At 66.4% G+C, this 24,635-nt stretch carries 25 protein-coding genes; 13 read left to right on the top strand and 12 right to left on the bottom strand.

What is annotated here, in order from left to right:
* Positions 1 to 26 precede the first annotated feature (26 nt).
* Entirely contained in the window at positions 27 to 1,091 is a 1,065-nt protein-coding gene (recF, locus tag FPZ54_RS18270; protein WP_145850034.1) for a DNA replication/repair protein RecF, read from the bottom strand.
* Between the two features lie 68 nt (positions 1,092 to 1,159).
* On the opposite strand from recF, the gene FPZ54_RS18275 reads away from it, so the two are divergent.
* Positions 1,160 to 2,017 (top strand): hypothetical protein, encoded by an 858-nt coding sequence (locus FPZ54_RS18275; protein ID WP_145849235.1) that lies wholly within the window; start codon positions 1,160 to 1,162, stop codon positions 2,015 to 2,017.
* Positions 2,018 to 2,045: 28 nt separating this feature from the next.
* On the opposite strand, the gene FPZ54_RS18280 is transcribed toward FPZ54_RS18275, so the two are convergent.
* The 3 genes from FPZ54_RS18280 to FPZ54_RS18290 all read right to left on the bottom strand — a co-directional run bounded on the left by FPZ54_RS18280 (position 2,046) and on the right by FPZ54_RS18290 (position 4,771).
* Positions 2,046 to 2,795, bottom strand: a complete 750-nt coding sequence (locus FPZ54_RS18280; protein WP_145849236.1) for a Coq4 family protein — start codon at positions 2,793 to 2,795, stop codon at positions 2,046 to 2,048.
* A 65-nt stretch (positions 2,796 to 2,860) separates the two neighbouring features.
* Positions 2,861 to 3,964, bottom strand: coding sequence for a DNA polymerase III subunit beta (dnaN, locus tag FPZ54_RS18285; protein WP_145849237.1), 1,104 nt, complete (start codon positions 3,962 to 3,964; stop codon positions 2,861 to 2,863).
* Positions 3,965 to 4,111: 147 nt separating this feature from the next.
* Positions 4,112 to 4,771 carry an outer membrane beta-barrel protein gene (locus FPZ54_RS18290; RefSeq protein ID WP_145849238.1) on the bottom strand — a complete coding sequence of 220 codons (660 nt, stop codon included), beginning with the start codon at positions 4,769 to 4,771 and terminating at the stop codon, positions 4,112 to 4,114.
* A 145-nt stretch (positions 4,772 to 4,916) separates the two neighbouring features.
* Here FPZ54_RS18290 and FPZ54_RS18295 point away from each other — a divergent pair, with 145 nt between their 5' ends.
* Together FPZ54_RS18295 and FPZ54_RS18300 are read left to right on the top strand one after the other, a co-directional pair.
* Positions 4,917 to 5,543, top strand: coding sequence for a histidine phosphatase family protein (locus FPZ54_RS18295; protein ID WP_145849239.1), 627 nt, complete (start codon positions 4,917 to 4,919; stop codon positions 5,541 to 5,543).
* Positions 5,540 to 6,016 carry a hypothetical protein gene (locus tag FPZ54_RS18300; RefSeq protein ID WP_145849240.1) on the top strand — a complete coding sequence of 159 codons (477 nt, stop codon included), beginning with the start codon at positions 5,540 to 5,542 and terminating at the stop codon, positions 6,014 to 6,016. The genes FPZ54_RS18295 and FPZ54_RS18300 overlap by 4 nt, the downstream gene beginning before the upstream one ends.
* A gap of 46 nt (positions 6,017 to 6,062) precedes the next feature.
* Here the strand turns inward: FPZ54_RS18300 and FPZ54_RS18305 are convergent, their stop codons facing one another.
* Positions 6,063 to 6,464, bottom strand: a complete 402-nt coding sequence (locus FPZ54_RS18305; RefSeq protein ID WP_186456837.1) for a DUF4168 domain-containing protein — start codon at positions 6,462 to 6,464, stop codon at positions 6,063 to 6,065.
* Between the two features lie 153 nt (positions 6,465 to 6,617).
* Between FPZ54_RS18305 and rlmN the strand changes: the two genes are divergently transcribed.
* From rlmN to FPZ54_RS18335, 6 genes are all read left to right on the top strand, one after another.
* Positions 6,618 to 7,826: a dual-specificity RNA methyltransferase RlmN gene (gene rlmN, locus FPZ54_RS18310; RefSeq protein WP_479685470.1), complete on the top strand. Its 1,209-nt coding sequence runs from the start codon at positions 6,618 to 6,620 to the stop codon at positions 7,824 to 7,826.
* Between the two features lie 154 nt (positions 7,827 to 7,980).
* Positions 7,981 to 8,436 carry an outer membrane beta-barrel protein gene (locus tag FPZ54_RS18315; RefSeq protein WP_145849243.1) on the top strand — a complete coding sequence of 152 codons (456 nt, stop codon included), beginning with the start codon at positions 7,981 to 7,983 and terminating at the stop codon, positions 8,434 to 8,436.
* 102 nt (positions 8,437 to 8,538) lie between these two features.
* Entirely contained in the window at positions 8,539 to 9,294 is a 756-nt protein-coding gene (locus tag FPZ54_RS18320) for a sulfite exporter TauE/SafE family protein (RefSeq protein WP_145849244.1), read from the top strand.
* A complete protein-coding gene (locus FPZ54_RS18325) occupies positions 9,287 to 10,027 on the top strand; it encodes a cytochrome b/b6 domain-containing protein (protein ID WP_145849245.1) in 741 nt (246 codons plus the stop codon). Before FPZ54_RS18320 ends, FPZ54_RS18325 begins: the two co-directional genes overlap by 8 nt.
* Positions 10,024 to 10,773, top strand: a complete 750-nt coding sequence (locus FPZ54_RS18330) for a molybdopterin-binding protein (protein ID WP_145849246.1) — start codon at positions 10,024 to 10,026, stop codon at positions 10,771 to 10,773. Before FPZ54_RS18325 ends, FPZ54_RS18330 begins: the two co-directional genes overlap by 4 nt.
* Before the next feature lie 59 nt (positions 10,774 to 10,832).
* A complete protein-coding gene (locus tag FPZ54_RS18335) occupies positions 10,833 to 12,062 on the top strand; it encodes an SAM-dependent methyltransferase (protein WP_145849247.1) in 1,230 nt (409 codons plus the stop codon).
* A gap of 92 nt (positions 12,063 to 12,154) precedes the next feature.
* Here the strand turns inward: FPZ54_RS18335 and FPZ54_RS18340 are convergent, their stop codons facing one another.
* Positions 12,155 to 12,532, bottom strand: a complete 378-nt coding sequence (locus FPZ54_RS18340; protein WP_145849248.1) for an EF-hand domain-containing protein — start codon at positions 12,530 to 12,532, stop codon at positions 12,155 to 12,157.
* A 69-nt stretch (positions 12,533 to 12,601) separates the two neighbouring features.
* Positions 12,602 to 13,021 (bottom strand): DUF1801 domain-containing protein, encoded by a 420-nt coding sequence (locus FPZ54_RS18345; RefSeq protein WP_145849249.1) that lies wholly within the window; start codon positions 13,019 to 13,021, stop codon positions 12,602 to 12,604.
* 135 nt (positions 13,022 to 13,156) lie between these two features.
* On the opposite strand from FPZ54_RS18345, the gene FPZ54_RS18350 reads away from it, so the two are divergent.
* Positions 13,157 to 14,485 (top strand): MATE family efflux transporter, encoded by a 1,329-nt coding sequence (locus FPZ54_RS18350; RefSeq protein WP_145849250.1) that lies wholly within the window; start codon positions 13,157 to 13,159, stop codon positions 14,483 to 14,485.
* 33 nt (positions 14,486 to 14,518) lie between these two features.
* The gene (locus tag FPZ54_RS18355; protein WP_145849251.1) at positions 14,519 to 15,736 is read left to right on the top strand and encodes an argininosuccinate synthase; all 1,218 of its coding nucleotides are present in this window, start codon (positions 14,519 to 14,521) and stop codon (positions 15,734 to 15,736) included.
* On the opposite strand, the gene FPZ54_RS18360 is transcribed toward FPZ54_RS18355, so the two are convergent.
* On the bottom strand, positions 15,693 to 16,541 hold the full coding sequence (locus FPZ54_RS18360) for a metallophosphoesterase (RefSeq protein ID WP_145849252.1): 849 nt from the start codon (positions 16,539 to 16,541) through the stop codon (positions 15,693 to 15,695). The genes FPZ54_RS18355 and FPZ54_RS18360 overlap by 44 nt on opposite strands.
* Before the next feature lie 77 nt (positions 16,542 to 16,618).
* Here FPZ54_RS18360 and FPZ54_RS18365 point away from each other — a divergent pair, with 77 nt between their 5' ends.
* Positions 16,619 to 18,337 carry a hypothetical protein gene (locus tag FPZ54_RS18365; RefSeq protein ID WP_145849253.1) on the top strand — a complete coding sequence of 573 codons (1,719 nt, stop codon included), beginning with the start codon at positions 16,619 to 16,621 and terminating at the stop codon, positions 18,335 to 18,337.
* Between the two features lie 10 nt (positions 18,338 to 18,347).
* Positions 18,348 to 20,048: a hypothetical protein gene (locus FPZ54_RS18370; RefSeq protein WP_145849254.1), complete on the top strand. Its 1,701-nt coding sequence runs from the start codon at positions 18,348 to 18,350 to the stop codon at positions 20,046 to 20,048.
* Positions 20,049 to 20,124: 76 nt separating this feature from the next.
* Here the strand turns inward: FPZ54_RS18370 and FPZ54_RS18375 are convergent, their stop codons facing one another.
* Genes FPZ54_RS18375 through sseA form a run of 4 tightly spaced genes read right to left on the bottom strand, consistent with a single transcriptional unit; the run spans position 20,125 to position 24,622 of the window.
* The gene (locus FPZ54_RS18375) at positions 20,125 to 21,264 is read right to left on the bottom strand and encodes a GNAT family N-acetyltransferase (RefSeq protein WP_145849255.1); all 1,140 of its coding nucleotides are present in this window, start codon (positions 21,262 to 21,264) and stop codon (positions 20,125 to 20,127) included.
* A 9-nt stretch (positions 21,265 to 21,273) separates the two neighbouring features.
* On the bottom strand, positions 21,274 to 22,614 hold the full coding sequence (locus FPZ54_RS18380; RefSeq protein ID WP_239019639.1) for a mechanosensitive ion channel family protein: 1,341 nt from the start codon (positions 22,612 to 22,614) through the stop codon (positions 21,274 to 21,276).
* Entirely contained in the window at positions 22,611 to 23,789 is a 1,179-nt protein-coding gene (gene metC / locus FPZ54_RS18385) for a cystathionine beta-lyase (RefSeq protein WP_145849256.1), read from the bottom strand. Before metC ends, FPZ54_RS18380 begins: the two co-directional genes overlap by 4 nt.
* Positions 23,786 to 24,622: a 3-mercaptopyruvate sulfurtransferase gene (gene sseA / locus FPZ54_RS18390; RefSeq protein WP_145849257.1), complete on the bottom strand. Its 837-nt coding sequence runs from the start codon at positions 24,620 to 24,622 to the stop codon at positions 23,786 to 23,788. The genes metC and sseA overlap by 4 nt, the downstream gene beginning before the upstream one ends.
* Between the last annotated feature and the right edge of the window lie 13 nt (positions 24,623 to 24,635).

Raw genomic sequence — 24,635 nt, forward strand, 5'->3', positions numbered from 1 at the left:
ACGAGAAAGTTCAATCCGCACGCGGATCAAACCTCGCCGAGGATGCCGCCCGCAACGCGATAACGGTGGAGCGGCTTCGGCACGCTGGCGAACAATTGAGGCTCCGTGCCGGTCATCCACACCTGGCCCCGGCCTGCGAGCCGATCGAACAACGCTGTGCGGCGGCTGGGATCGAGATGCGCGGCGACCTCGTCCAGGAGCAGGATCGGCGCGCGTCCGGTGCGCATCGCGACCAGTTCGGCATGGGCGAGGACGATCCCGAGCAGCAGCGCCTTTTGCTCGCCGGTGGAGCAGAGATGGGCGGGTTGCGCCTTGTCGAGATGCGTCACCGCAAGATCCTGGCGGTGGGGGCCAGTCAGGGTGCGTCCGGCCGCCGCATCGCGCGCGCGCCCTGCACGCAGCCGCGCGGCGAGATCGTCCGCGCCTTCCCCCTCCAGTGCCAGTCCCGCACGCGCGAACGGGCCCGGGGGCTGATCGGCAAGGCTTTCGGCGAGCGCGGCAACGGTCGTGCGCCGTGCCTGGTCGATCGTCGCGCCATGCTCAGCCATGCGCGCTTCGAGCGCGGTGAGCCAGTCGGGATCGGCGGGCTCCTCGGCGGCGAGCAGCCGGTTGCGCTCGCGCATCGCCGCTTCGTAGCGCGCGCTGTGATGGGCATGTCCCGGCGCCAGCGCCAGCGCGAGCCGGTCGATAAAGCGCCTCCGCTCGCTGGCCGGCTCGACGAACAACCGGTCCATTGCGGGCGTCAGCCAAAGCACCGTCAGCCATTCGCCGAGCGACGTCGCCGCGGCCGACGCGCCATTGACGCGCACCACGCGCCGCTCCGGCGCCGTTGTCAGCGTGCCGGTGCCGATCTCGCTGCCCCCTGACAGGGTCGCGGCAACCGAGAAGCCGCCGGTACCGCCCTGCCGCGCCATATCGCCCAGCGGTGCGCGGCGCAGCCCGCGTCCCGGGGCGAGCAGCGACACCGCCTCCAGCACATTGGTCTTGCCTGCGCCATTATCGCCCGCCAGCACGACGAACCCCGCGCCCGGTGTCAGGAGCGTGTCGGCATGGTTGCGGAAATCGGTAAGGACGAGGCGGGTCACGGCCATGGGCGGCATGTAGCGTTCCGGCTTGCCGAGGCATAGCGCTTGCGCAATCATCGCGGGCGGGGGGATTTATGAAGCGATTGATTCTGGCTGCAACGCTGTTCGGGATGACCGGCTGTGGAGGCGATCCGGCCACCGCCGTCATCGATGGGCTCGAGGCGAGCTACAGCAAGGACGGCCGCCCGGACGCAATCGTCGTCAGCCTGGCCGGGAATGGCGATGCGCGCCTGTATGCCGGCAAGCGTCGCGGAATCGTCCGGCGCGACGGGCTCGACTATCTGATGAACGAGAAGCGCGTTGCGATCGACGGTACCAAGTTCCGGATGGAGCCGATCGCGGCGCTGCGCTCCGACGTCATCGGTATGCTGGAGGATCTGGCGGAAGCGGCGCGACGGCGCCGGGCGGCGGAGCCCGACGCGACGCCGGGCGCGCGCGAAGTCCGGCTGCCGGACGGCCGGGTGTTCCGCTTCGAGCCGCCGCCCGTGCTCCAGTTCAAGGTCGAGAAGATCGGGACAGAGGAGGTTGCCGGGCGTCGCGGGCAGGTGTGGCGGCTGAGCGTGATCGGCGATGGCCGACCGAACGGTTTGGAGGCGGTCACGACGACCGACAAGGCGCTGTCACCGGTGGGCAGGCTGATCGCGCTGCATCTCGCCCCGCCCGAAGTGGCGGAGTTGCAGCAGGAGGGGACGCGGCGCAACTTCGCGCGCGCGCTCGCCGATCTGCTCGGGACCGGCGCGCTGTTGCGGCTGTCGGTGCGCGGCGATGCGGGGCAGACACAGGAACTGTTCAGGCTGGAGCGATTCGGCCCCGGATCGTTCCGCGGATCGGTGCTGGCACTGCCGCCGACCATCCTTGATCGCAAGACGCTGCGCGGCGACCTGGAGGTCCTTGCGCCGAGCGACGAAGTCGCGCCGATGACCATGATCTAGCGCGGTCGCGACGCGACCGGGTGGGTGATCAGATCCCGATCAGGCCCTTGGCGCGCAATTCGGTCTGCGCCGCGCGGTACAGCACAGGATCGCCGATGTTCAGCCGTTTGCGCACCGCGTCGAGCGGTTCGGCGAGCAGCTGGACATAGTCCTCGCCCGATAGCCATCTGGCGGCCTTGCCATGGCGATAGCCTTCGCGCACCGCCCGCGCGAAGGCACGCGATCCGGTAACGCGAAGGCTCTTGAGTGCCGCCCCCGCGGCGATGAAGGCCCAGCCCAGACCACCGGTTTGCGCGTAGGAAAAAGCGACCAGGCACGCCTCTCCCAGCGGCTCGTCGGCTTGATAGCCCGTGATGACGTGCCAGATATCGTGAATGTCGCGCTCGCGGCGGCCATACCAGGCGTGCGGGTGTTCGACCCCGCGTTCGACATCGGCATCGGTATAGCTGACCTCGGCAAGGCCGGTCGCCGAATAGCCGGTGCGGTCCAGAAAATCGCGATAGGCGGCGCCGACGCTACCCTCGGGCAGCGAATCGATCCAGGCGCGGTCGGAAAAGCGCTCCGCGAGCTCGACCCGCTGATAGGCGATTCGGCCGCCATTGGCGGTCGTCAGCAGCCTGCGATAATTGCGCGCCAGCGTATCGCCGTTGAGCGCGCGCATGATGCGGAACACCTGCACCGTATCATCGCCATTGGCGAGCAGGCGGCGGAGCGCGGCAAGCGCCGTACCCCATTCGCGCCGGCGCGGCTTGCTCCAGTCGATTACCTGCGTAGCCATAGTGCGACTGCCTTTACTGACAGTCATGTAAATAAGTGATTATGCGAAGCGACGCAAGAGGGGGGCTACACCCGCATCGGCATCAGCACGTACAGCGCCGGCGACTTGTCATTCTCGCGGATCAGCGTCGGCGCGGCTGCGTCGGCGAGATGGACCTCGACCAGATCGCTTTCGATCTGCCCAAGAATGTCCATCAGATAGCGCGAGTTGAAGCCGATCTCGAACGGTTGCGCCGCATAGTCGCCGGGCACCTCCTCGGCGGCGGTGCCGTTGTCCGGGCTGGTGACCGACAGGGTGATGCGGTCGCGATCGAGCGCCATCTTCACCGCACGGGTCTTCTCCGTCGCGATCGTCGAGACGCGATCGACGCCTTCCATGAAGCTCTTGGGATCGATCTTGAGGATCTTGTCGTTGCCGGTCGGGATGACGCGGCTGTAATCGGGGAAGGTTCCGTCGATCAGTTTCGACGTCAGGATCGCCGCGCCGAGGTCGAAGCGGATCTTCGAACCCGACAGCGACACACCAACCGACCCGTCGACCTCGTCGAGCAGCTTGCGCAGCTCCGCCACGCACTTCCGCGGGACGATCACGTCGGGCATCGCCTCGGCCCCCTCGGGGCGCGGCACGGTGACGCGGGCGAGACGGTGGCCGTCGGTCGCGGCCGCCTTCAGCGTATCGTCAGCGACGTGGAGGAAGATGCCGTTGAGATAATAGCGCGTCTCTTCGGTCGAGATCGCGAATCGGGTCTTGTCGATGATCTGCTTGAGAATCTCGGCCGGCAACTCGAACACGGTCGGCAGTTCGCCTTCCGCGATCACCGGGAAATCGTCGCGCGGCAGCGTGCCGAGCTCGAACTTGGCGCGGCCGGCATTGACCTTGATCTTGCCTTCCGCCGCAGTCAGCTCGACCTGCGACCCTTCGGGCAGCTTGCGGGCGATGTCGAACAAGGTGTGCGCGGGAACGGTAATCGCGCCGGCCTGATCGACCGCAGCGGGAACCGTCTCGTCGATCTGCAGGTCGAGATCGGTCGCCATCAGGCGCAGCGATCCGTCAAGCGATGCCTCGATCAGCACGTTGGAGAGGATGGGAATCGTGTTGCGTCGCTCCACCACGGACTGGACGTGGCTGAGGCCCCTCAACAGCGTTGCGCGTTCGATCGTCGCTTTCATGTGTATTCCAAACCCCCGGGCGGCCGCCCCAATTCAACTGACGGCGTGCGGATTGCCGTCGGAAGTTCGAGATATCCTTAACGTCAAAAAGGGCCGGAGCAAGCCGCTCCGGCCCTTCCTGTCATTCATTTGTGGACGGAATCACGCTTAGAAGCGGAAGCCGACGCCCGCGACGATCTGGTGACGGTCGGTATCGATGTCGAAATCCTCGGTCACCGCGCCGTTGTTGAACTCGAAATTCGCGTTCGAATAATTCGAATAGCGGTATTCGAGCTTCGCAAAGGTGTTGGTGCCAATCGCCTTCTCGACGCCCGCGCCGATGCGCCAGCCGTCGAGCTCGAAATTCTCGCGCAGTTCGGTGGTGCCGTCGCTGGCCAACACGTTCAGGCGGGCATTGGTATAGCCGCCCTTGGCGTAGATCAGCGTGCTCGGCGTGGCGAGAACGCCGGCGCGGACCCCGACATAGATGTCACGGCCGGTGCCGACTTCGCCGAAGCCGAAATAATTCGGATCGGTCGAGTTTACATTAACCTTGCCGGTCGATTCGGACAGCTCAGCCTCGACACCGACCACCGCGCCGCCGACGCCGATGTCGTAGCCCGCTTCGACGCCATAGAGGAAGCCGTCGACGCTCTGGTCGTCGCCGTCGATGTCGCTGTCTTCAGTGCTGCCCGGACGGATGATGTCATAGCCGCCGATCACGCCAATGCGCGGACCGGTGAAGGTGGCTTCGCCGTCTTGAGCCAAGGCTGCAGGAGCGGCCAACATGGTCGAAGCGACAAGTGCGGCTGCGAAAACGGTACGCATAACTAAACTCCTTTTACACGCCCCGCGGGCCACGCCCGCCGGGTCCGGAGCTAAATGGTGCGTCGCGGCGCAAGTTGCATGAACGTCAAATAAACGCGAAAAACCGTTGCTTTTTGGCCACAGCGGCTCGTAGCTGCGCGGCAGCATGAGACAGGGTCGCGACTTCATCGCCCGTCACGGGGAAACGGTGTTCAACGCCGCGCGCCGGTTGCAGGGCGATCATCCGCATACGCCGCTGACCCGCGCCGGGTTCGCGCAGGCGGACGCGATGGGGAGGGCATTGCGCGACCGGCTGGGTCCGCGTCCGGCGCTGACCTTATGGGCCTCCGACACCGGCCGCGCGCTGCAGACGCTGGCGGTGATCGCCGAGCATCTCGAACTCGACTGGCACGCGGCGCGCCGCGATGTGCGGCTGACGGAAATCGGGATGGGGAGCTGGGGCGGGCGCTATTATGCCGATCTGATGGCGGACGACCTGCCGATTATCGCCGAGGGGGGATTGCTGCACCCGGCGCCCGATGGCGAGCGGTACCACCAGATCGCGGCGCGCGTGTCCGCCTGGCTGGCCGACACCGATGACGATCCGGGCGATCGGCTGGTCATCATGCACGGCATTTCCAGCCGCGTGCTGCGCGGGGTGATGACGGGGCAGGACGTACATCCGCAGTTCGAGGCACCGATCGCGCCGGGATTGCCGCAAGGATCGGTGGCGATGATCGCCCAGGGCGTCGAGACGGTGGTCCATCTTGGCTCCGGCTACGCCCCGGCATGATCGCGCTTCTGCTTTTGGTTGCCCTTGTGGCGCAGGGACCAAGCACGGGACAGGATCGCGAATCGCTGGGCGTGTTCGATGGCTGGGGCGCGTTCCGCGACGCCGCGCCTGCCCGCTGCTATGCGATCGCGCGCACCGTGCGCGGGCGCTCGGCAGCCTTTGCCAGCGTCGCCAACTGGCCGCGATCGGGCGCGCGTAACCAGATTCATGTGCGCCTCAGCCGCGCGCGCGATCCCCGCGCCAAGGTGACGTTGGCGATCGGCGAGCGCCGGTTCGAGCTGAAGGCCGGGGCGAGCGATGCCTGGGCGCCCGATGCGCGCACGGATCGCGCGATCGTCGCGGCGATGCGGTCAAGCCGGTCGATGAGTGTGGAGAGCGTGGCGCGCGGCGGCGGCGCCTTTGCCGATGTCTATGCGCTGGCAGGTGCGGCGACTGCGATCGACGCAGCGGCGATGGGATGCGCCCGGCGCTGATGGCTGCGCGGCACCGATCAAAGGATCGGCACCGCGCGACGGAAAATCACTGGGTCTGGGTCGGCGTCGGGGTCGCCGCCGGGCCTGCCGGAGTGGCGGGCTTGGCGTCGCGGATCGCGATGATCGCCGCCTGGACCTTTTGCTGAAGCGCGGGGTCGGATTGCGATGCCTGCGCGATCTCGTTGAAGCGCGTGGCTTCCAGACCGTTGCTGACAACCGCTTCGGCCATTTTCGCCTGCTTTTCGGTTGCCGGGATCGCCGCATCCTTGCTCACCGCATCGGCGGCCAGTGCGGCCTTGGCGAACTTCGTCACTTCCTCGTCGGTCACCGGTGCGGGAGTCGCAGGCGTCGTCTGAGGTGCGGGGGGTGCCGGCGGAGTCGTCTGGGCCAGCGCGGGAACGGTCACAAGAACGCCGGCCGCCAGGGCCGCATGGGTCAGCTTAATCAAAATTCCACTCCGGGTCGTTGATGGGATATGCGATACACCGCCGACAAGGTTCCAGACTGCGGCACGCTCTCGCAACCCTTCCTCGGTGGATCGTTGTCTCTGCGGGATGGGTGGGGCATGGAAATCTGTCCCGAACTTCGCTATAGGCGCGCGATGCAGACAGTCTCGGCGCCTTCCATGCCCATACCCGGGCATATCGATCCCGTACCCGTTCCCCGCAGCCTCAAGCCGCGCGCGGATGGGCGTATCGACCTGCTCGGCCTGTCGCGCGACGATCTGCGCATGGCGCTGGAGACCGCGCAGCTGGAGCCCAAGCAGGCGAAACTGCGCGCCAAGCAATTGTGGCATTGGATCTACAATCGCGGCGTGACCGACTTCAGTCTGATGACCGACATCTCTAAGACGATGCAACCCTGGCTCGACCAGCGCTTCGTCGTCTCGCGCCCCGCAGTGATCGAGGCGCAGGTCTCGACCGACGGGACGCGCAAATGGCTGCTCCGATCCGATGACGGGCAGGATTACGAGATGGTGTTCATCCCCGACGCGGATCGGGGAACATTGTGCGTCTCCAGCCAGGTGGGCTGCACGCTCAACTGCCGCTTCTGTCATACCGGCACGATGCGGCTGGTCCGCAATCTGGAACCGGGCGAGATCGTCGGACAGGTGATGCTGGCGCGCGATGCGCTGGGCGAGTGGCCGAGCCAGCCCGAGGGGCGGATGCTGACCAACATCGTGATGATGGGGATGGGCGAGCCGCTCTATAATTTCGACAATGTCCGCGACGCGCTGAAGATCGTGATGGATGGCGACGGCCTTGCGCTGTCGAAGCGCCGTATCACCCTGTCCACCAGCGGCGTGGTGCCGATGATGGCGCGCGCGGGCGAGGAGATCGGGGTCAACCTCGCCGTTTCGCTCCATGCCGTGACCAAGGAGGTGCGCGACGAGATCGTGCCGCTCAACCGCAAATTCGGGATCGAGGAACTGCTTCAGGCGTGCGCCGACTATCCCGGCGCGAACAATGCCCGGCGCATCACGTTCGAATATGTGATGCTGAAGGACAAGAATGACAGCGACGCCGACGCGCACGAGCTGGTGCGGCTCATCAAACACTATAAGCTGCCCGCAAAGGTAAATCTGATCCCGTTCAACCCCTGGCCCGGCGCGCCCTATGAATGTTCGACGCCCGAACGGATCCGCGCGTTTCAGGAGATCGTGTTCGGTGCGGGCATTTCCGCCCCCGCCCGTACGCCGCGTGGCCGCGACATTGACGCCGCCTGCGGCCAGCTAAAGACTGCGGCGGAGAAGAAGAGCCGGGCGGAATTGGATCGGCTGGCGGAAGAGAAACAGGCAGCACTGGGCTAGGCCCGGAGCGGGATGTTGCATTTGCGCAACATCTTTCACGCGTTGTTGCATAAATGGACCGTGTTAGTCTTGTAAAGCACGCGAGGCGCGCCTAGCTGGGCGTCGCAACGTCCTGTTGCAGCCAAAGAAACATAACATTCTGTGGGATACCAATATGCGTAAGATCGTAATTCTTGCGGCCCTTGCTGCCGCCACCGTCGCCTCGCCTGCGCTCGCTCAGTCCGGCGAAGGCCGCGCCGAAGTTCGTGGCGGCATTGCCTGGGCACAGGGCCAGGAAGAAGCGTTTGCGGGAATCGCGGCCGGTTATGACTTCGACCTGGGCGATACCGCGTTTGTCGGCGCCGAAGTGTCGGCCGACAAGGTCCTTGCCGGTGGCGCGGACGTGCTGTTCAGCGTCGGCGGCCGCGTGGGTGCGAAGGTCGGCGATGCAGGCCGCGTCTATGCGCTTGGCGGCTATGGCTTCACCGAGGGTGACGATGGCGCATTTGCGGGCGCTGGCTACCAGCACAATCTGGGCGAGAAGCTTTTCGCCAAGATCGAATATCGCCGCACGCTGGTCGAAGGGCCGGACGTGAACTTCGCGGGCGTCGGCGTCGGCCTGCGCTTCTGATCGCCTCGACGATATCGAGACGAGGGTGAGGGCGGCTCCATTGGAGCCGCCCTTTTTCGTTGCAGGCTTGTCGCGCCGGGCCGGGTGGCGCAAGGGGCGGGGATGGATGCCGCCGCACTTCTCCTTGCCGCCGGGGCCGGTTGCATCGGCGGGATCATGAACGGCCTGGCGGGGGGCGGGACCTTTGCGACCTTGCCTGCGCTGATCGCGCTCGGACTGCCCGCCAATATCGCCAACGCGACCTCGAATGTCGCACTGCTGCCCGGTGCTGCCGCGAGCGCATGGGGGTTTCGCGACGAACTGGGTCCGGTCGCGGGCCTGTCGGTGGCGTTGCTTGCGACGATCACCTTTGTCGCGGGGCTGGGGGGCAGCTTGCTGCTCGTCCTGACCCCCAGCGATATGTTCGACTTCATCATTCCCTGGCTGTTGCTGTTCGCGTTCGTCGTGATGGTGTTCGGGCGCCGCGCCGCGGACTGGCTCCATGCGCGCGTCACGATCGGTCGGCGCACGCTGGTCGGGGCACAGGGGATTCTCGGCATCTATGGCGGCTATTTCGGTGGAGGCGTGGGGCTGATGACCACCGCCACCTACGGGCTGCTCGCCAATATCGAGCCGCGCGCGCTGTTCGCGATCCGCACGCTGATGCTCGCCATCGCCAACCTTGCTGCGGCATTCGTCTTTATCGGCTTCGCGATGGTCGACTGGCGCGTGGGAGCGCCGATGCTGATCGGCGCGATTGTCGGCGGATGGAGCGGAGCTGCGATCGGCAAGCGCATGTCGCCGGGGGTGGTGCGCGGCTGGACATTGCTGGTGACGGCGGCGACGACCGTGATATTCTTCGCCCGTGCCTATGGATGAAGCTCCACCCCCGGCGGTGATTCGCCGCCACGCGCTGGCGACGCGCATCTGGCACTGGATCACCGCGATCAGCGTGATCGTGCTGCTGGGCAGCGGGCTGATGATCCTCAACGCGCACGGCCAGCTCTACTGGGGCGAGTACGGCGCCAATTACGACCAGCCCTGGTTCAAGCTGATCTGGCTGTTCGATACCGCGCGGGTGCCGGGGTGGCTGACCATCCCCTCGACCTATAATCTCGCGTTGGCGCGACGCTGGCATTTGTTCTTCGCGCTGGTGCTGGGCTTCGCGCTGTTGCTCTACATGGTCGTCAGCCTGCTCAACCGCCATTTTCAGCGCGACCTGCGCATCCGCGCAGGCGAGCTTGCCGGGCGCCATCTCAAGGCCGATCTGCGCGCCCATCTGGCGTTGCGCTTCCACGATCCCGAGAATCCGCGCGCCTACAATATCTTCCAGAAGCTTTCCTATGCCGGGGTCATCTTCGTCCTGCTCCCGCTGGTGATCTTTACCGGGCTTGCCATGTCGCCGGGGATGAATGCGGCCTGGCCCTGGCTGATCGACATCTTCGGCGGGCGGCAAAGCGCGCGCTCGATCCACTTCATCGTCGCAATGCTGTTGGCGCTGTTCATCATCGTCCATCTCGCGCTGGTTATCCTCGCGGGGCCGTTGAACGAGGTCCGCTCGATGCTGACCGGCAACTGGCGCGTGCCGTCGGAGGAGGAGGAGGAGGCGTGACGCTCATCACCCGCCGCAATCTGATCGTTGCCAGCGCGGGCGGGCTGCTCGCGGGGTGCGATTCGATCGGCAAAAGCGCGACCGGGCGCGACATATTGTTCAAGGCGGAGGCGGTGCATCGCAGCCTTCAGCGCACGATCATGAACCGCGACGCGCTCGCCCGCGAATTTTCGCCCGAGGACATGTCGCCGCGCTTTCGCTCGAACGGCACGCGCAACCCGAACACCGATGCGTACCGCGCGCTGGCGGAAAACCGCTTCGTCGACTGGCGGCTGCGCGTCGATGGGTTGGTGACCCGCCCGCTCAGCCTGTCGCTCGCCGACCTGCGCGCCATGCCGCAACGTGCGCAGATCACCCGCCATGATTGCGTGGAGGGGTGGAGCGCGATCGGCAAATGGCAGGGGCCGAAGCTCTCCGCGATCCTCGACGCGGCGGGGCTGCGCGACACCGCCCGCTATCTGGTGTTCCACTGCGCCGACAGCTTGCGCGGCGGCGCCTATTATGAATCGATCGACCTGATCGACGCCTTCCACCCCCAGACGATCCTGGCCTGGGCGATGAACGACCGGATCCTGCCGGTTTCGCATGGCGCGCCCGTCCGCCTGCGCGTCGAGCGTCAACTGGGCTACAAACACGCCAAATATGTCATGCGGGTCGAGGCGGTGGCATCGCTCGACGGCGTCGGGCGGGGCAAGGGCGGCTATTGGGAGGACGTCGCCGACTATGAATGGTATGCAGGGATTTAGGGCCCTTTGTTACCACCTTCGCACTTGCGAAAGACCGTCCAGTCGTTAGCGTGCCGGGCATGGCGCTGATCGATCATTTCTTCACTCGCGCCGTGAAGCGCGGCGAACTCACCGTAATCCATGCCGATGGCAGCGCGCGCAGCTTTGGCGCGCCCGATCCGGCGCTGTCCCCGGTGACGATCCGGTTCACCGACCCCTCGGTCGCGCGGCGCATCGTCACCGATCCGGCGCTGGGCGCGGCGGAGAGCTTCATGGACGGGCGGCTGGTGATCGAGAAGGGCGACATTCTCGCGCTGCTGCGCCTGGTCACGGCCAACAACCGATGGGAGGACAAGACCGGCAATCTCGCCCCCGGCCCCGTGAAGCAGGCGCTGGACAATGTCCGCTTCCGGCTCGACCGGGTGAACATGGCTCGCCGGTCGAAGCGCAACGTGGCGCATCATTACGACCTGTCGCGGCGGCTGTACGACCTCTTCCTCGATGCCGACCGGCAATATAGCTGCGCCTATTTCACCGATCCGGCCAACAGCCTGGAACAGGCGCAGGCGGACAAGAAGGCGCATATCGCCGCCAAGCTGGCGCTCAAGCCGGGCATGACGGTGCTCGACATCGGCTGTGGCTGGGGCGGGATGGCGCTGTATCTGCACGAGAAGACCGGCGCCGAAGTGCTGGGCGTGACGCTGTCCGAGGAACAGCTGAAGGTCGCGCGCGATCGCGCCGATGCGGCAGGGGTCGCGGGCAAGGTGCGGTTCGAGCTGATCGATTATCGCCACGTTACCGGGCAGTTCGACCGGATCGTGTCCGTCGGCATGTTCGAACATGTCGGTCCGGCGCATTACCGCACCTTCTTTCGCAAATGCCGCGAGCTGCTGACCCCCGAGGGCGTGATGCTGCTCCACACCATCGGTCGTGCGGGCGGACCCGGGGTCACCGACGCCTTTACCGCCAAATATATCTTCCCTGGAGGGTATATCCCGGCCCTGTCGGAGATCGTGCGCGGGCATGAGGGGCTGCGCTATTTCCTCACCGATGTGGAGGTGCTGCGGCTGCATTATGGCTATACGCTTCAGCACTGGTACGATCGCACCGTTGCCGCGCGCGATCAGATCGTCGCGCTGTATGACGAGCGGTTCTTTGCGATGTGGACCTATTATCTCGCCGGGTCGCTGGTCAGTTTCGAGAATGGCGGGCTGGTGAATTACCAGCTTCAGTATAGCCGGTCGCGCACCGCGCTGCCGATCACGCGCGACTATATGGCGCAGGCGGAAGCGCGGCTGCGCACATGCTGAGCCGTTCGCGCCGAGCTTGTCGAAGCGCCGTTCCGCGCGGGTGCTGATCAGCCTTCGACAGGCTCAGGGCAAAGGGGCGGGTGTGATGACCACTATTCGACGCCTAATTGCTCGACATCGGCGCCCAGATGCGCGCTCAGTTCGGCCCGCGTGACCTTGCCGTCGCCATCCTTGTCCGCCGCCGCGAACCAGGCATCGGCCTTGGCCCAGCCCATCGCGGGCGAACGCACCTCAGGGCGGGGATCGCTCGCCTTTTTGGACTGGCGCGATGCCTGATAGGTCGCCTCCGCGCTTGCGTCGAAATCGAATCGCGCGCGGACCTCGTCGCGCTCCACGCTTCCATCCTCGTTGAGGTCGAGATCGGCGAAGCGCTCGGCGACGCGGCGTTCGGCCTCCGCCTTCGGTAGCGGGTCGGGGGCCACGCCAACCGGTTGGGCCTGGAGGGCGAGCAGGGTGAGTGCGATCAGCATGGATCCAGCATAGCGGCACGCGGCTGAACGGCAATCGAACCGCTCAGGCGAACCAATCAGGCGAACCGGTCAGGCCGGGTATTTCGCGTTCATATGGTCCCAGGCGGCGGTGGCCATCTCTTCGAGAACGGCCAGGTCCACGTCCGCCAGCTTCTTGATGTAAAGGCAGGACTTCCCGGTCCTGTGTCTGCCCAGCCGCGCCAGATCCCCCGCTTCGCCCGCGCGGTCGGTCAGCATGTAGAATACCAGCTCGGCCTTGCGGGGGCTGAAGCCGAGACGGCACATGTCGCCCTCATGCCCGCTTTCGTAGCGATAATGATAGCTGCCGAAGCCGATGATCGAGGGTCCCCACATGGCCGGCTTTTCGCCGGTGATCCGTTCGAGCATCGCGCAGGCCGTCTTGGCGTCCTCGCGTCGGACCGGCGGCTCGACAGCGTCGATAAAGGCGGCGACGTCGGCGGGGGTGGGCTTGGTCTTGATCTCGGCCATTTGCGATCTCCCGAGGGAAGGCATAGCCTGATCCGTCATCCGGGCGAAAGCGGGGATTTCTCGTGATTGCGGGAGCGGATTGCCTCACGAGATCCCGGCTTTCGCCGGGATGACGAGCGGGGCTATGGGGCACAGATGACCGCCCAGCCGCTCACCCGCCGTTCGATCCTGGCGCAGGCCTGGCCGATCATGCTCGGCCAGACGACGGTGCCGCTGGTGGGGCTGGTCGATACTGCGGTGATCGGCTGGACCGGCGACGCCGCCGCGCTCGCCGGGGTGGCTCTGGGAACGGCGATCATCAGCTTCATCTTCTGGGCGTTCGGTTTTCTGCGCATGGGGATGACGGGCCTGACTGCGCAGGCGCATGGGCGCGCCGCGCGGGAGGAGGTGGACGGGCTGCTGGTGCGCGGCGTCGCGGCGGGGGTCGGTATCGGCGTGGTGCTCGTCGCGCTCCAGATCGTCCTCGTCCCGGCTGTCTTTGCGTTGCTGGCGGGAGGTGGCGCGCTGGACGCGGCGGCGCGGGAGTTCGTGACCGCGCGATTTATCGGTGCCCCGGCAGCATTGGGCTTTTATGCCATCAGCGGCTGGCTGTTCGGTCTTGGCCGCACCCGCGAGACGCTGGCGCTCCAGATCCTCGTCAATCTGGTCAACGGCGTGCTCGATATCGTTTTTGTCTGGCAGTTCGGCATGGGCGCACGCGGCGTGGGCCTTGGTACCGCGATCGCCGAATGGGTCGGGCTGATCGCCGGTATCGCGCTTGTGGTCCGGATCGCGGGCCTGCGCGCGCTGCTCGCTCAGCGTGCCGGTTTCTTTCACGGCGCGGCGTGGAAGCGACTCTTTGCGGTCAATGCCGACATCATGGTCCGCACGATCGCGCTGCTCGCGCTATTCCTGTGGCTCGCCAATGCCGGTGCGCGGCTCGGCACGGTCCAGCTCGCCGCCAACCATGTGCTGATGCAGCTGGTGAGCATCTTCGCCTTTGTCCTCGACGGCTTTGCCTTCACCGCTGAATCGCGGGTGGGCCAGGCGGTGGGGAAGCGCGCAAGGGCGGAATTGCTTCGGGCGATCCGGCTGACGGGTGAGTTCTCGCTTGGATTCGGTCTGTTGGCGACGCTTGCTGCGCTGCTGTTCGGCGGCGCGCTGATCGACCTGTTGACCACCAATGTTGAGGTGCGCGAAGCCGCCCGCTCCGTCCTGCCGCTGGCAGCGTTGGCAGCGATCGTCGGCGTTCCGGCCTGGCTGCTCGACGGGGTGTTCATCGGCGCGACGCAGGGGCGGGCGCTGCGCAATGCCGCGAGCCTCGCCACGAGCCTTTACATTGCGACCGATCTGTTGCTGCGTCCGTTCGGCGCAACGGGACTTTGGCTGGCGTTGCTGGCGAGCTATTTCTTCCGCGCCGGGTTGCTCGCGATCCACTTGCCCCGGCTGTTCGCCACGGTTGCCGAACCGCCCGCGCGGGCCTAGAGGCGCACCGACTTTCCCTCTGGAGCAACAGCAATGGCCGACAAGATCAATCGTGTGGTTCTCGCCTATTCGGGCGGTCTCGACACCAGCGTGATCCTGAAATGGCTTCAGCAGGAATATCAGTGCGAGGTCGTCACCTTCACCGCCGATCTGGGACAGGGCGAGGAGCTCGAGCCCGCGCGGCAAAAGGCGCTGAACGCCGGGGTGAAGCCCGAGCACATCTTCATCGACGACCTCAAGGAAGAGTTCGTCCGCGACTTCGTGTTCCCGATGATGCGCGCCAATGCGCTCTATGAGGGGCTGTACCTGCTCGGCACGTCGATCGCGCGCCCGCTGATCAGCAAGCGGCTGATCGAGATCGCCAAGGAAGTCGGTGCGGACGCGGTCAGCCACGGTGCGACCGGCAAGGGCAATGATCAGGTCCGCTTCGAGCTGTCGGCCTATGCGCTCAACCCGGACATCAAGGTCATCGCGCCGTGGCGCGAATGGGACCTGACCAGCCGCACCAGGCTGATCGAATTCGCCGAACAACACCAGATTGCGGTGAGCAAGGACAAGCGCGGCGAGGCGCCCTTCTCGACCGACGCCAACCTGTTGCACACCAGTTCCGAGGGCAAGGTGCTGGAGGATCCGTGGGACGAGACGCCCGATTATGTCTATTCGCGCACGGTGAACCCGGAGGACGCGCCGGACACGCCCGAATATATCACGATCGATTTCGAGAAGGGCGACGGCATCGCGCTGAACGGCATGGCGATGTCGCCCGCGACGCTGCTGGCGGCGCTCAACGATCTGGGGCGCAAGCATGGCATTGGGCGGCTCGACCTGGTTGAGAACCGCTTCGTGGGCATGAAGTCGCGCGGCATGTACGAGACGCCGGGCGGCACCATCTATCACCTCGCGCATCGCGGGATCGAGAGCATCACGCTCGACCGCGGCGCCGCGCACCTCAAGGACGAATGGGCGCCGCGCTATGCCGAGATGATCTATAACGGCTTCTGGTTCGCACCCGAGCGCGAGATGATGCAGGCCGCGATCGACTATTCGCAGCAGAAGGTTGCCGGGACCGTGCGGCTCAAGCTCTACAAGGGCGGCGTCTATGTCGTCGGGCGCAAGTCGCCTTATTCGCTCTACAGTGAAAAGGTGGTGACGTTCGAGGACGATCAGGGCGCTTATGACCAGCGCGATGCGGCGGGGTTCATCAAGCTCAACGCGCTGCGGTTGCGGTTGCTGGGGCGGCGGGGCCAGTAAGGGTCAGCAGCCACAGGTCGGGCGGGGCGCCGATGCGCAGGGGCAGCAGGCTGGTGCCCAGCCCGGCGCCGACTATGATCGTCCGCTCGCCCTCGCGGATCAGCCCGCACGCAAAGCGATCGCCGTAGCGCGACATGGTGGCCGGCCGCCCGATCAGCGGCAGCGCGATCTGGCCGCAATGCGTGTGTCCGGCGAGGACCAGCGCGAAGCGGGGCGGTAGCGCGGGCACGATGTCGGGCGAGTGGCTCAGCGCCACGACCGGCCCCTTGAGCGGCGTGACCGCGCGGGCGAGCGCTGCGGGGTCGGCGCGGCCGGTGAAGTCGTCATCGGCGCCCGCGATGATCAGCCCGGCGCGGCGAATAACCGAATTGCTCAGCACCGTGACGCGGTTGGCCTCGAGCGCGTGGCGGATGCCGGCGGTGCTGCGCCAATGGTCGTGATTGCCGAGCACCGCGACCACCCCGAACCGGGCGCGCAGCCTACCGAGCGGGGCGATTGCCTCATCTTCGCTGTAACGATGGGTGGAAACGCGCTTGTCGCTGACCAGATCGCCCGCGATCAGCACCATGTCCGGTTTCAGCGCGTTGACCTGCTCCACGATCCCCGCCAGCCGCGCGGGTGGCATATCGGGCCCGGCGACGTGCAGGTCACTTAGCAGCGCAACCCGCAGCGGGGCTTGCCCTTCTGGCCAGTCCGCCATCCCGATCGCAGCAGTCCGCACGACAGGATCGCGCAACGCTTCCCAATAGCCATATCCCGCAAATGCGAGTGCCAGGCACAGGCCGATCATGAGAATGCGCTTCATCCCATCAGCCTAGCGCACGGCATCGGGTCCGCAATGCCGCTCGACGAACGTTAACCGGAATGGGATAGGCAAGGGCCATGGGGGCGGCGCGATCCGGGATCTGGCGCGATAATGCGGTGGCGGTGGGGCTTGCGCTGCTGCTCGTCGCCATGTGGGCGTGGCGCGACTGGGCGGCGCTGTCGGTGTTGCGGTTGCCCGATACCGACGACGTCATGCGGCTTCAGCAGGTTCGCGACTGGCTGGCGGGGCAGGACTTTGGCGATCTGTCGCAACACCGGCTCGGCGCGGCAGGACTGGAGATGCACTGGTCGCGGCTGCCCGATCTGGTGCCCGGCGCGATCATTGCGGTGCTGACCCCGGTGACGGGCGCGGATGTGGCGGAACTGGTCGCGGTGATCCTGTGGCCGCTGCTGCTGTTCGCCGCAGCGCTGGTGCTGGTCGCAGCGATCGCACGGCGGGTGGCGGTGTCGGCGCCGGTCGCTGTGATAATCGCAGCGCTCGCCTATCCGGCCAATGCGCTGTTCCTGCCCGGGCGGATCGACCATCATGGGATGCAGCTTGTACTGCTGCTGGTCCTCGTTCGTGCAGTGATCGGTCCCGGCGGGTGGCGCAGCGGCGTTGCGGCGGGGGTGGCGAGCGTCGCGTCGCTGGCCGTGGGCATGGAGACCGCGCCATTCCTTGCGCTTGGTGGCGGGGCGTTGGCGCTGCGCTGGGCGGTGGAGGGGGAGGGGGAGCGGTCGCGGCTGCTGGGCTATGGCGTTGCCTTGGTCCCCGGCCTCGCGCTGGCCGCGTTGCTGTTCCGCACGAGTGGCTGGAATACCGCAAGCTGCGACGCTTTCGCCGCACCGCTGTGGCGGGCGGCGCAGGTCGCCGCGCTTGCGCCGCTTGCGCTGGCGCTGGCCGGACGCTGGCTCGCCGCGCCCGGGAGGCTGGTTGCGGCAGTAGCATTGGGCGGCGTTGCGCTTACCGTTGCGCTGACCCTCTCACCCGCATGTCTGTCGCCCTATGGCAGCGTCGATCCGTTGCTCGAACGGCTGTGGCTGGCGCGGGTGGCGGAGGCGCAGCCGCTATTCGCCGCGCCGCTCGATCATGCGATCGGCTATGTCGGACTGGCGCTTGCCGGGCTGGCAGCGACGCTGTGGCAGTGGCGGCGGACGCGCGGTTCAGGCTGGGCCGTGCTGGCCGGGTTCCAACTGGCCGCACTCGCACTCGCGCTGGTGCAGTTGCGCGGCGTCTATGCCGGAACGCTGCTCGCCGCGCCGGGGCTGGCTGCGTTGATCGCCCAAGCACGCGAACGTGGACCATTCGCGCTGGCGGCGGCCTGGATCGCTTCGGCGGGGTTCGTCTATCCCGCGCTGGGGAGCCTCCTTGCGCCTGAGCTGCCCGCGCCGCAATGCGATGGCGGCGCGTTGCTGGATGTCCTCGCCGTGCAGCCCGCCGGAGTGGTCGCCGCGCCGATCGACCTCGGCCCCTATATGCTTGCCGCGACACCGCACCGCGCGCTGGCCGCGCCCTATCATCGCAATGCTTCGGGCAATCTGGCGGTTTACCGGTTGCTGCTGATGCCGGTGGAGCAGGCGCGAGGCGCGGCCGCGCGGCTCGATCTCGACTATCTGGCGGATTGCGCGGGAGCGTGGGAGGAACTCGGTTCACCGCCGCCGGAGTCGCTGCTTGCCTCCTTGCGCGCGGGGAGCCCTCCTGCATGGCTGGTCCCGATCTGGAAACGGAGCGGTTCGGGCCTCTATGCGATAGACGGTTCGCCAACCCGCTTGCCGGAGGATAGCGCACCGCAGTAAAGGCGGTCGGATGCAGGGGGGCTCCGAAGATCTGCGCTGGTGGCAGACGCGCTGGTTCGTGCTGTTCGCCGCGCTTGCGGCGGCGGTGCCGTTGCTGTGGCCCGATGTTCCCCCCCAGGTCGATCTGCCCGGCCATATGGCGCGCTATCGCGTCCAGCTGAGCCATGGCGAGGTGCCCTGGCTCAACGACTGGTACAAGTTCGAATGGAGCCTGATCGGCAATCTCGGGCTCGACCTGCTGATCATCCCGCTCGAACCGATTTTCGGGCTGGAGCTGGCGGTCAAGCTGATCGTCATCACGATCCCGATGCTGACCGTCACCGGCCTGTTGTGGATCGCGCGCGAAGTGCATGGCCGCATCCCGGCGACCGCGCTGTTCGCGCTCCCGCTCGCCTATAACTATGCTTTCCATTTCGGTTTCGCGAACTTCGCGCTGTCGATGGCGCTGGCGCTCAATGCCTTTGCGCTGTGGCTGCGGCTGGCGCGACTGGGGAAGATCCGGTTGCGCGCGTTCCTGTTCGTGCCGATCGGCGCGATCATCTGGGTCACCCATACCTTCGGCTGGGGAACGCTGGGCGTATTGTGCTTCGCCGCCGAACTGATCCGCCAGCATGATCTGCGCGCGCCGCGCACCGGCCCGTGGCACGCGAATTTCGTGCAGAGCTGGGTGGTGCCGTGGTTCCGGGCGGGCATCCACTGTCTGGTGCTGGTGCCGCCGGCCATCCTCATGCTGATGTGGCGCAGTGCGGGCGATGTCAGCGGCATCACCGGCGACTGGTTCAACTGGCGCGCCAAGATCTGGTGGGTACTGATGGTGCTGCGCGACCGGTGGCAGCTGTTCGACATCGCCTGCCTCGGCGTTCTCTATCTCGTGCTGCTCAAGGGGCTGCGCGATCCGAACATCGAATATTCGCGGCATCTCGGCATTTCGGCGCTGTTCCTGATCGCGGTTTTCATCCTGCTGCCGCGCGTGGTGTTCGGGTCGGCCTATGCCGATATGCGGCTGGCCCCGTACATGCTTGCCATCGCGGTGATCTCGCTGCGGCCCAAGCCGGGCATGACGATCCGCGGAGCCAAGGTGCTTGCGCTGGCCGGGCTTGCCTTCTTCCTTGTCCGGATGGGGGCGACCACGTGGAGCAATGTTCTCTACGACAAATCCTATGACCGCGAACTGGCGGCGCTGGAGCATGTGCCGGAAGGCGCGCGGCTGCTGAGCTTCGTCGGGGAAACCTGTTACAACGAATGGACGATGACGCGGCTCCAGCACCTCCCGGGCATGGCGATGGTGCGGAAGCTCGCCTATACCAACGATCAATGGTCGATGGCGGGCGGGCAGTTGCTCACCGTTCGTTACCAGCAGGCGCGCGGGTTCAGCCACGATCCGTCGCAGATCGTGACCGACACCAAATGCCCGCGCGAATGGTGGCGCCCGGTGGCGGTCAGCCTCGCGCGCTTCCCGCGCCATGCCTATGATTATCTGTGGGTCATCAGCCCGCCGCCCTATGACAAGAGGCTGGAGGCGGGTCTGATTCCGGTCTGGCGCGACGGCAACAGCGCATTGTTCAAGATCGATCACGGCACGCCCGCAGCGATCCTGAACCCGGTCGACCTTGGCCCCTATCGCAGCCAGATTCGGCAGATGCGCGAGTTTCTGGAGCGCGACAAGCGCAAGCAGTTGGAGGCATGGGAGGCCGCGAAGAAGGCGGTCTAAGCGCTCCGTTTGCCCTGAGCTTGTCGGCGGGGCGCGGCCCTTCGACAAGCTCAGGGCAAACGGGCCGTGGGCCGCCCTAACCGCCCCTTCGAAACGGCGTCATGTCGCCCAGAAATTCCTGTTCCTGCGCGACCGCTTCACGCTCGCGCACCAGATAGTCCGCGATCGCGCGCCGAAAGCCCGGGTCGGGGATGTAATGCGCCGACCAGGTCGTGACTGGCGCATAGCCGCGTGCCAGCTTGTGCTCGCCTTGTGCCCCGGCCTCGACCCGCGCCAGCCCGCGTGCGATCGCCGCATCGATCGCCTGATAGTAGCAAAGCTCGAAATGGAGGAACGGCACGTCCTCGACGCAGCCCCAATAGCGCCCGTACAGCGCATCCGCACCGATCAGGTTGAGCGCTCCCGCGATCGGCCGCCCATCGCGCTCGGCGAACATCAGCAGCACTTGATCGCCCATCGCCGCGCCCAGCATCGAGAAGAAGGAGCGGGTCAGATAGGGGCGGCCCCATTTGCGGCTGCCGGTATCCTGATAGAAGATCCAGAAGGCGTCCCAATGCGCCTCGATGATCTCCGCGCCGGTCACATGCCGGATCGTCAGCCCTTCGCGTGCGCGTTCGCGTTCCTTGCGGATCGCCTTGCGCTTGCGCGAGGACAGATCGGCCAGAAAGCCGTCGAAATCGGCGTAGCCGCGGTTGTGCCAGTGGAACTGCGTTCCCGCGCGCACCAGCCATCCTGCCTGTTGGAACAGCGGTAATTGCGCCGCATCGACGAAGGTTACATGCGCCGAGGACAGGCGGTTATTGTCCGCCAGCGCCTCAAGCCCCGCGATCAGGGCGGGGGCCATTGCGCCATCGCGCAACAGCAGGCGGGGGCCGGGAACGGGGGTGAAGGGGACCGCGACCTGCAGCTTGGGATAATAGTCCCCGCCCGCCCGCTCCCAGGCATCGGCCCAGGCGTGGTCGAACACATATTCGCCCTGGCTGTGGCTCTTGGCATAGGCGGGGGCGATGGCCGCGGGCATTCCGTCGGCGCCGTCGATGACGACCGGCACGGGCTGCCACCCCGCAGCAACGCCCACCGATCCCGACCGTTCGAGGGACGACAGAAACGCATGGGAGAGAAAGGGATTGCCGTTCCCCGCGCACGCATCCCAATGCGCCGCCGGGATCGACGCGACTCCATCGGCGATGCGGGCGGTGATTGGCGAGGCGTCCACGGTCCCGATTTAGGGAGCGTCCTCGTTCCCGCCAACCGGTCCTTCGCCACGAACCCCGGCAATACTGCCGATCCGGTCGCCCCTGGTGCTGCGGAAGTGGAGCACCTGTTGCGGGAAGGGGATTTCGATCCCGTGCTCCTGAAACTTCACCCATAGCCGGTTGAGTACGTCGGATTTCACATTGCCGACGCCCCCCTCGGGATCGCTGATCCACGCCAGGATTTCATGCTCGAGCGCATAATCCCCGAACGAGGCGAGCCAGACATTGGGACGCGGCGAATCGAGCACCCGCGGGCTTTCCAGCGCCGCCTCCAGCATCAGTTTCTGCGCGAGCTTCACGTCGGACTCATAGGCGATGCCAACGGGGATACGGACCCGGACGTTGCGGTCCGAAAAGGACCAGTTCTCCACCTCCTGCGTCATCAGATTCTCGTTCGGAATCAGATGTTCCTTGCCGTCGCGGGTGATGACGCTGACCGCGCGCACGCCGATCTTGTTGACCCAGCCGAAGCTCTCGCCGACGACGATCACGTCGCCCGGCTTGATCGAGCGGTCCATCAACAGAATGATCCCCGCGATCAGATTGCCGACGGTCTTTTGCAGACCGAAGCCGACCGCAAGCCCAAGTGCGCCGGAGAAGACGGCGAAGCTGGTGAGATCGATGCCGAGCAGGTCGATGCCGAAGAAGAAGGCGATGACGATGACGATGATACTCGCCAGCTTCTGGAACAGCAGTTTTTGCGTCGCATCGAAGCCGCGCGCCTCGGCGATCGAATGGCCGATGATGCGATTGGCGAGCCGCGCGCCGGCATAGAGAGCGACCGCAGTGACCAGAACCGTCACCACCGCGAGCAGCGACAGCCGACGCTTGCCGACATCCATGCCGATCCGGTCGAGCGTAGTTGTGATGACGTCGAATCCACCGATCGCGTTACTCAGGATCGCAACGAACACCACTGCCGCCGCCAGCCAGGCGCTCCAGCGCGGCATGTGCAGCCCCCGCATGAACACCAGCATCGTCATCGCGCTCGCGGATGCGAGCGCGAAGCCGAGAACCGCAGCGGCCAACGCCGCCCAGGGCCAGGCGTTGATAACGATCGCCAGCAACAACGCGGCACTGCCGTGGCGGACCAGCGCGTGCATCCGGTGCGCCAGTCCCCCGGCATGATTGCCGACGCGCTGGTGCCAGAAGGCCGCGATCTTCGGTCCGATCCGCCGTCCCGCCAGCCATCCGGCGGCCAGCGCAACAAGCGCAAGGCTGCCTGCCACAGCCGCTTCGATCAGCTCCGGCGTGGTCGGGGTGGTGAGGTCGTTGGCGGCGAGCCAGCGGGCGAGCGCGGGAGGAATCACGACGCCGCCCGGAAGCGGTCGAGCCCGGCGGCCAGATCGGCGATCAGATCGGCGGGATCTTCCAGTCCGATCTGAAGCCGCACGATCGGCCCTTCGGCCTCCCAACGGGTTGCGCTACGGATGCGGCCGGGGTCGACCGGGATCGCCAGACTCTCGAACCCGCCCCAGCTATAGCCGATGCCGAACAATTCCAGCCCGTCGATCAGCGCAGCTCGCGCGGCTTCGGTGCCGCCGTTGAGGACGAAAGAGAACAAACCCGACGGACCTTTGAAGTCGCGCAGGAACAGGTCGTGGCCGGGACAGGATGGCAGTGCCGGGTGCAGCACCCGCGCCACCTCCGGCCTTACTTCCAGCCAGCGCGCGATCTCAAGCGCCGCGGCGCCGTGATGCTTCAGCCGCACCGCCATGGTGCGCAGACCGCGCGATCCCAGCCAGGCGTCGTCGGGACTCGCGGTCTGGCCCAGCGCGAAGCTGGTATCGCGCAGCCTGGCCCAGTGCGACGGAGTGGCGGTGACGCTGCCCAGCATCACGTCGCTATGGCCGACGATATATTTGGTGCAGGCAAGGATCGAGAGATCGACGCCCAGCTCGATCACGGGAAACAGCAGCGGCGTCGCCCAGGTGTTATCGATCAGCGTGGTCACCCCGCGCGCCTTCGCGGCGGCGACGATGGCGGGAACGTCCTGCACCTCGAAGGTCAGGCTGCCGGGGCTTTCCATGAAGATCGCGCGCGTGCATTCGCCGATCAGGTCCGCGATGCCGCCGCCGATCATCGGGTCGTAGAAGCGTGTCGTTATCCCGAAGCGCGCGAGGAATCCGGTCGCGAAACTGCGCGTCGGATCATAGACGCTGTCGGCCAGTAGCAGCTCGTCGCCGGGGGAAAGCACGCTGAGAAGGGCGGCAGAAACAGCGGCGACGCCCGATGGGTAGAGGAAGGTCGCCTCCGCCCCTGGCTCCAGTTCGGTCAGCGCTTCGGCGAGGCTCCATTGGGTCGGCGTGCCGCGGCGTCCGTAGAACAGCCGGTGATGGCTGTCCTTGCCCGCAGCCGCGCGAAGTTCGGCGACATTGTCGTACAGGATGGTCGATGCGCGCCAGACCGGCGGGCTGACGATGCCCTGCGTCCATTCCTTGCGGCGCCCCGCACCGACCAGCTTCGTCCCGTCGCCCTGACTCATGCCGCGCCCGTCGCCTTGGGAGTGTCGGGATGCGCGCCCCATTCGACCCAGCTGCCGTCATACAGCGCGGCCGGGTGGCCCAGCAGGTGCAGCGCAAAGACGATCACGGCGGCGCTGATGCCGGAGCCGCAGGTGGCGATCACCGGGCGCTCGACCTCGACCCCCTCATCCTCGAACAGCTGGCGCAGGCTGGCTGGGTGTTTCCACGTGCCGTCCGCATTGAAGAACGCCGAATAGGGGATGTTCGCGGCGCCGGGAATGTGGCCGCTGGCAAGGCCCGGGCGGGTCTCCTTCTCCTCCCCGGTAAACCGGGCGGGGGAACGGGCATCGACCAGCTGTTCGGCATGGGCCGTCAGATTCGCCCTCACCTGATCGAGCGAGCGGATACGCAACGGGTTCGGTTCTACTGCCACTATCGCCGCGGCTGGCGTTGCTGGGCCGGTCTCGACTGGCCGCCCCTCGCGCACCCAGCGTGCGAACCCGCCATCGAGCAGGGCGGCGTCGATCCCGAATGCGCGCAGCATCCACCAGGCGCGCGTCGCCGTGTGGTGGGGGGCATTGTCGTAAAGGATGATGCGGTCCCCCGTCGCGACGCCGAGCGCGCCCAGCTGGCGCGCGAACTGTTCGGCATCGGGCAGCATCGTCGGCAACGGGCTGCTGGCGTCGGCGATGGCGTTGATATCGAAAAAGGCGGCGCCGGGAATATGCGCAGCCTCAAACTCCGCACGCGCATTTCGCCCGGTATCGGGCAGGAACCAGGTTGCGTCGAGGATCTTGAGGTCGGACGCGCCAAGCGCGTCGGCCAGCCATTGCGGGGTTACGAGCGCTTCCATGCGGTCACCTCTA

It is taken from the genome of Sphingomonas suaedae, from assembly GCF_007833215.1.
Lineage (GTDB): Bacteria > Pseudomonadota > Alphaproteobacteria > Sphingomonadales > Sphingomonadaceae > Sphingomonas > Sphingomonas suaedae.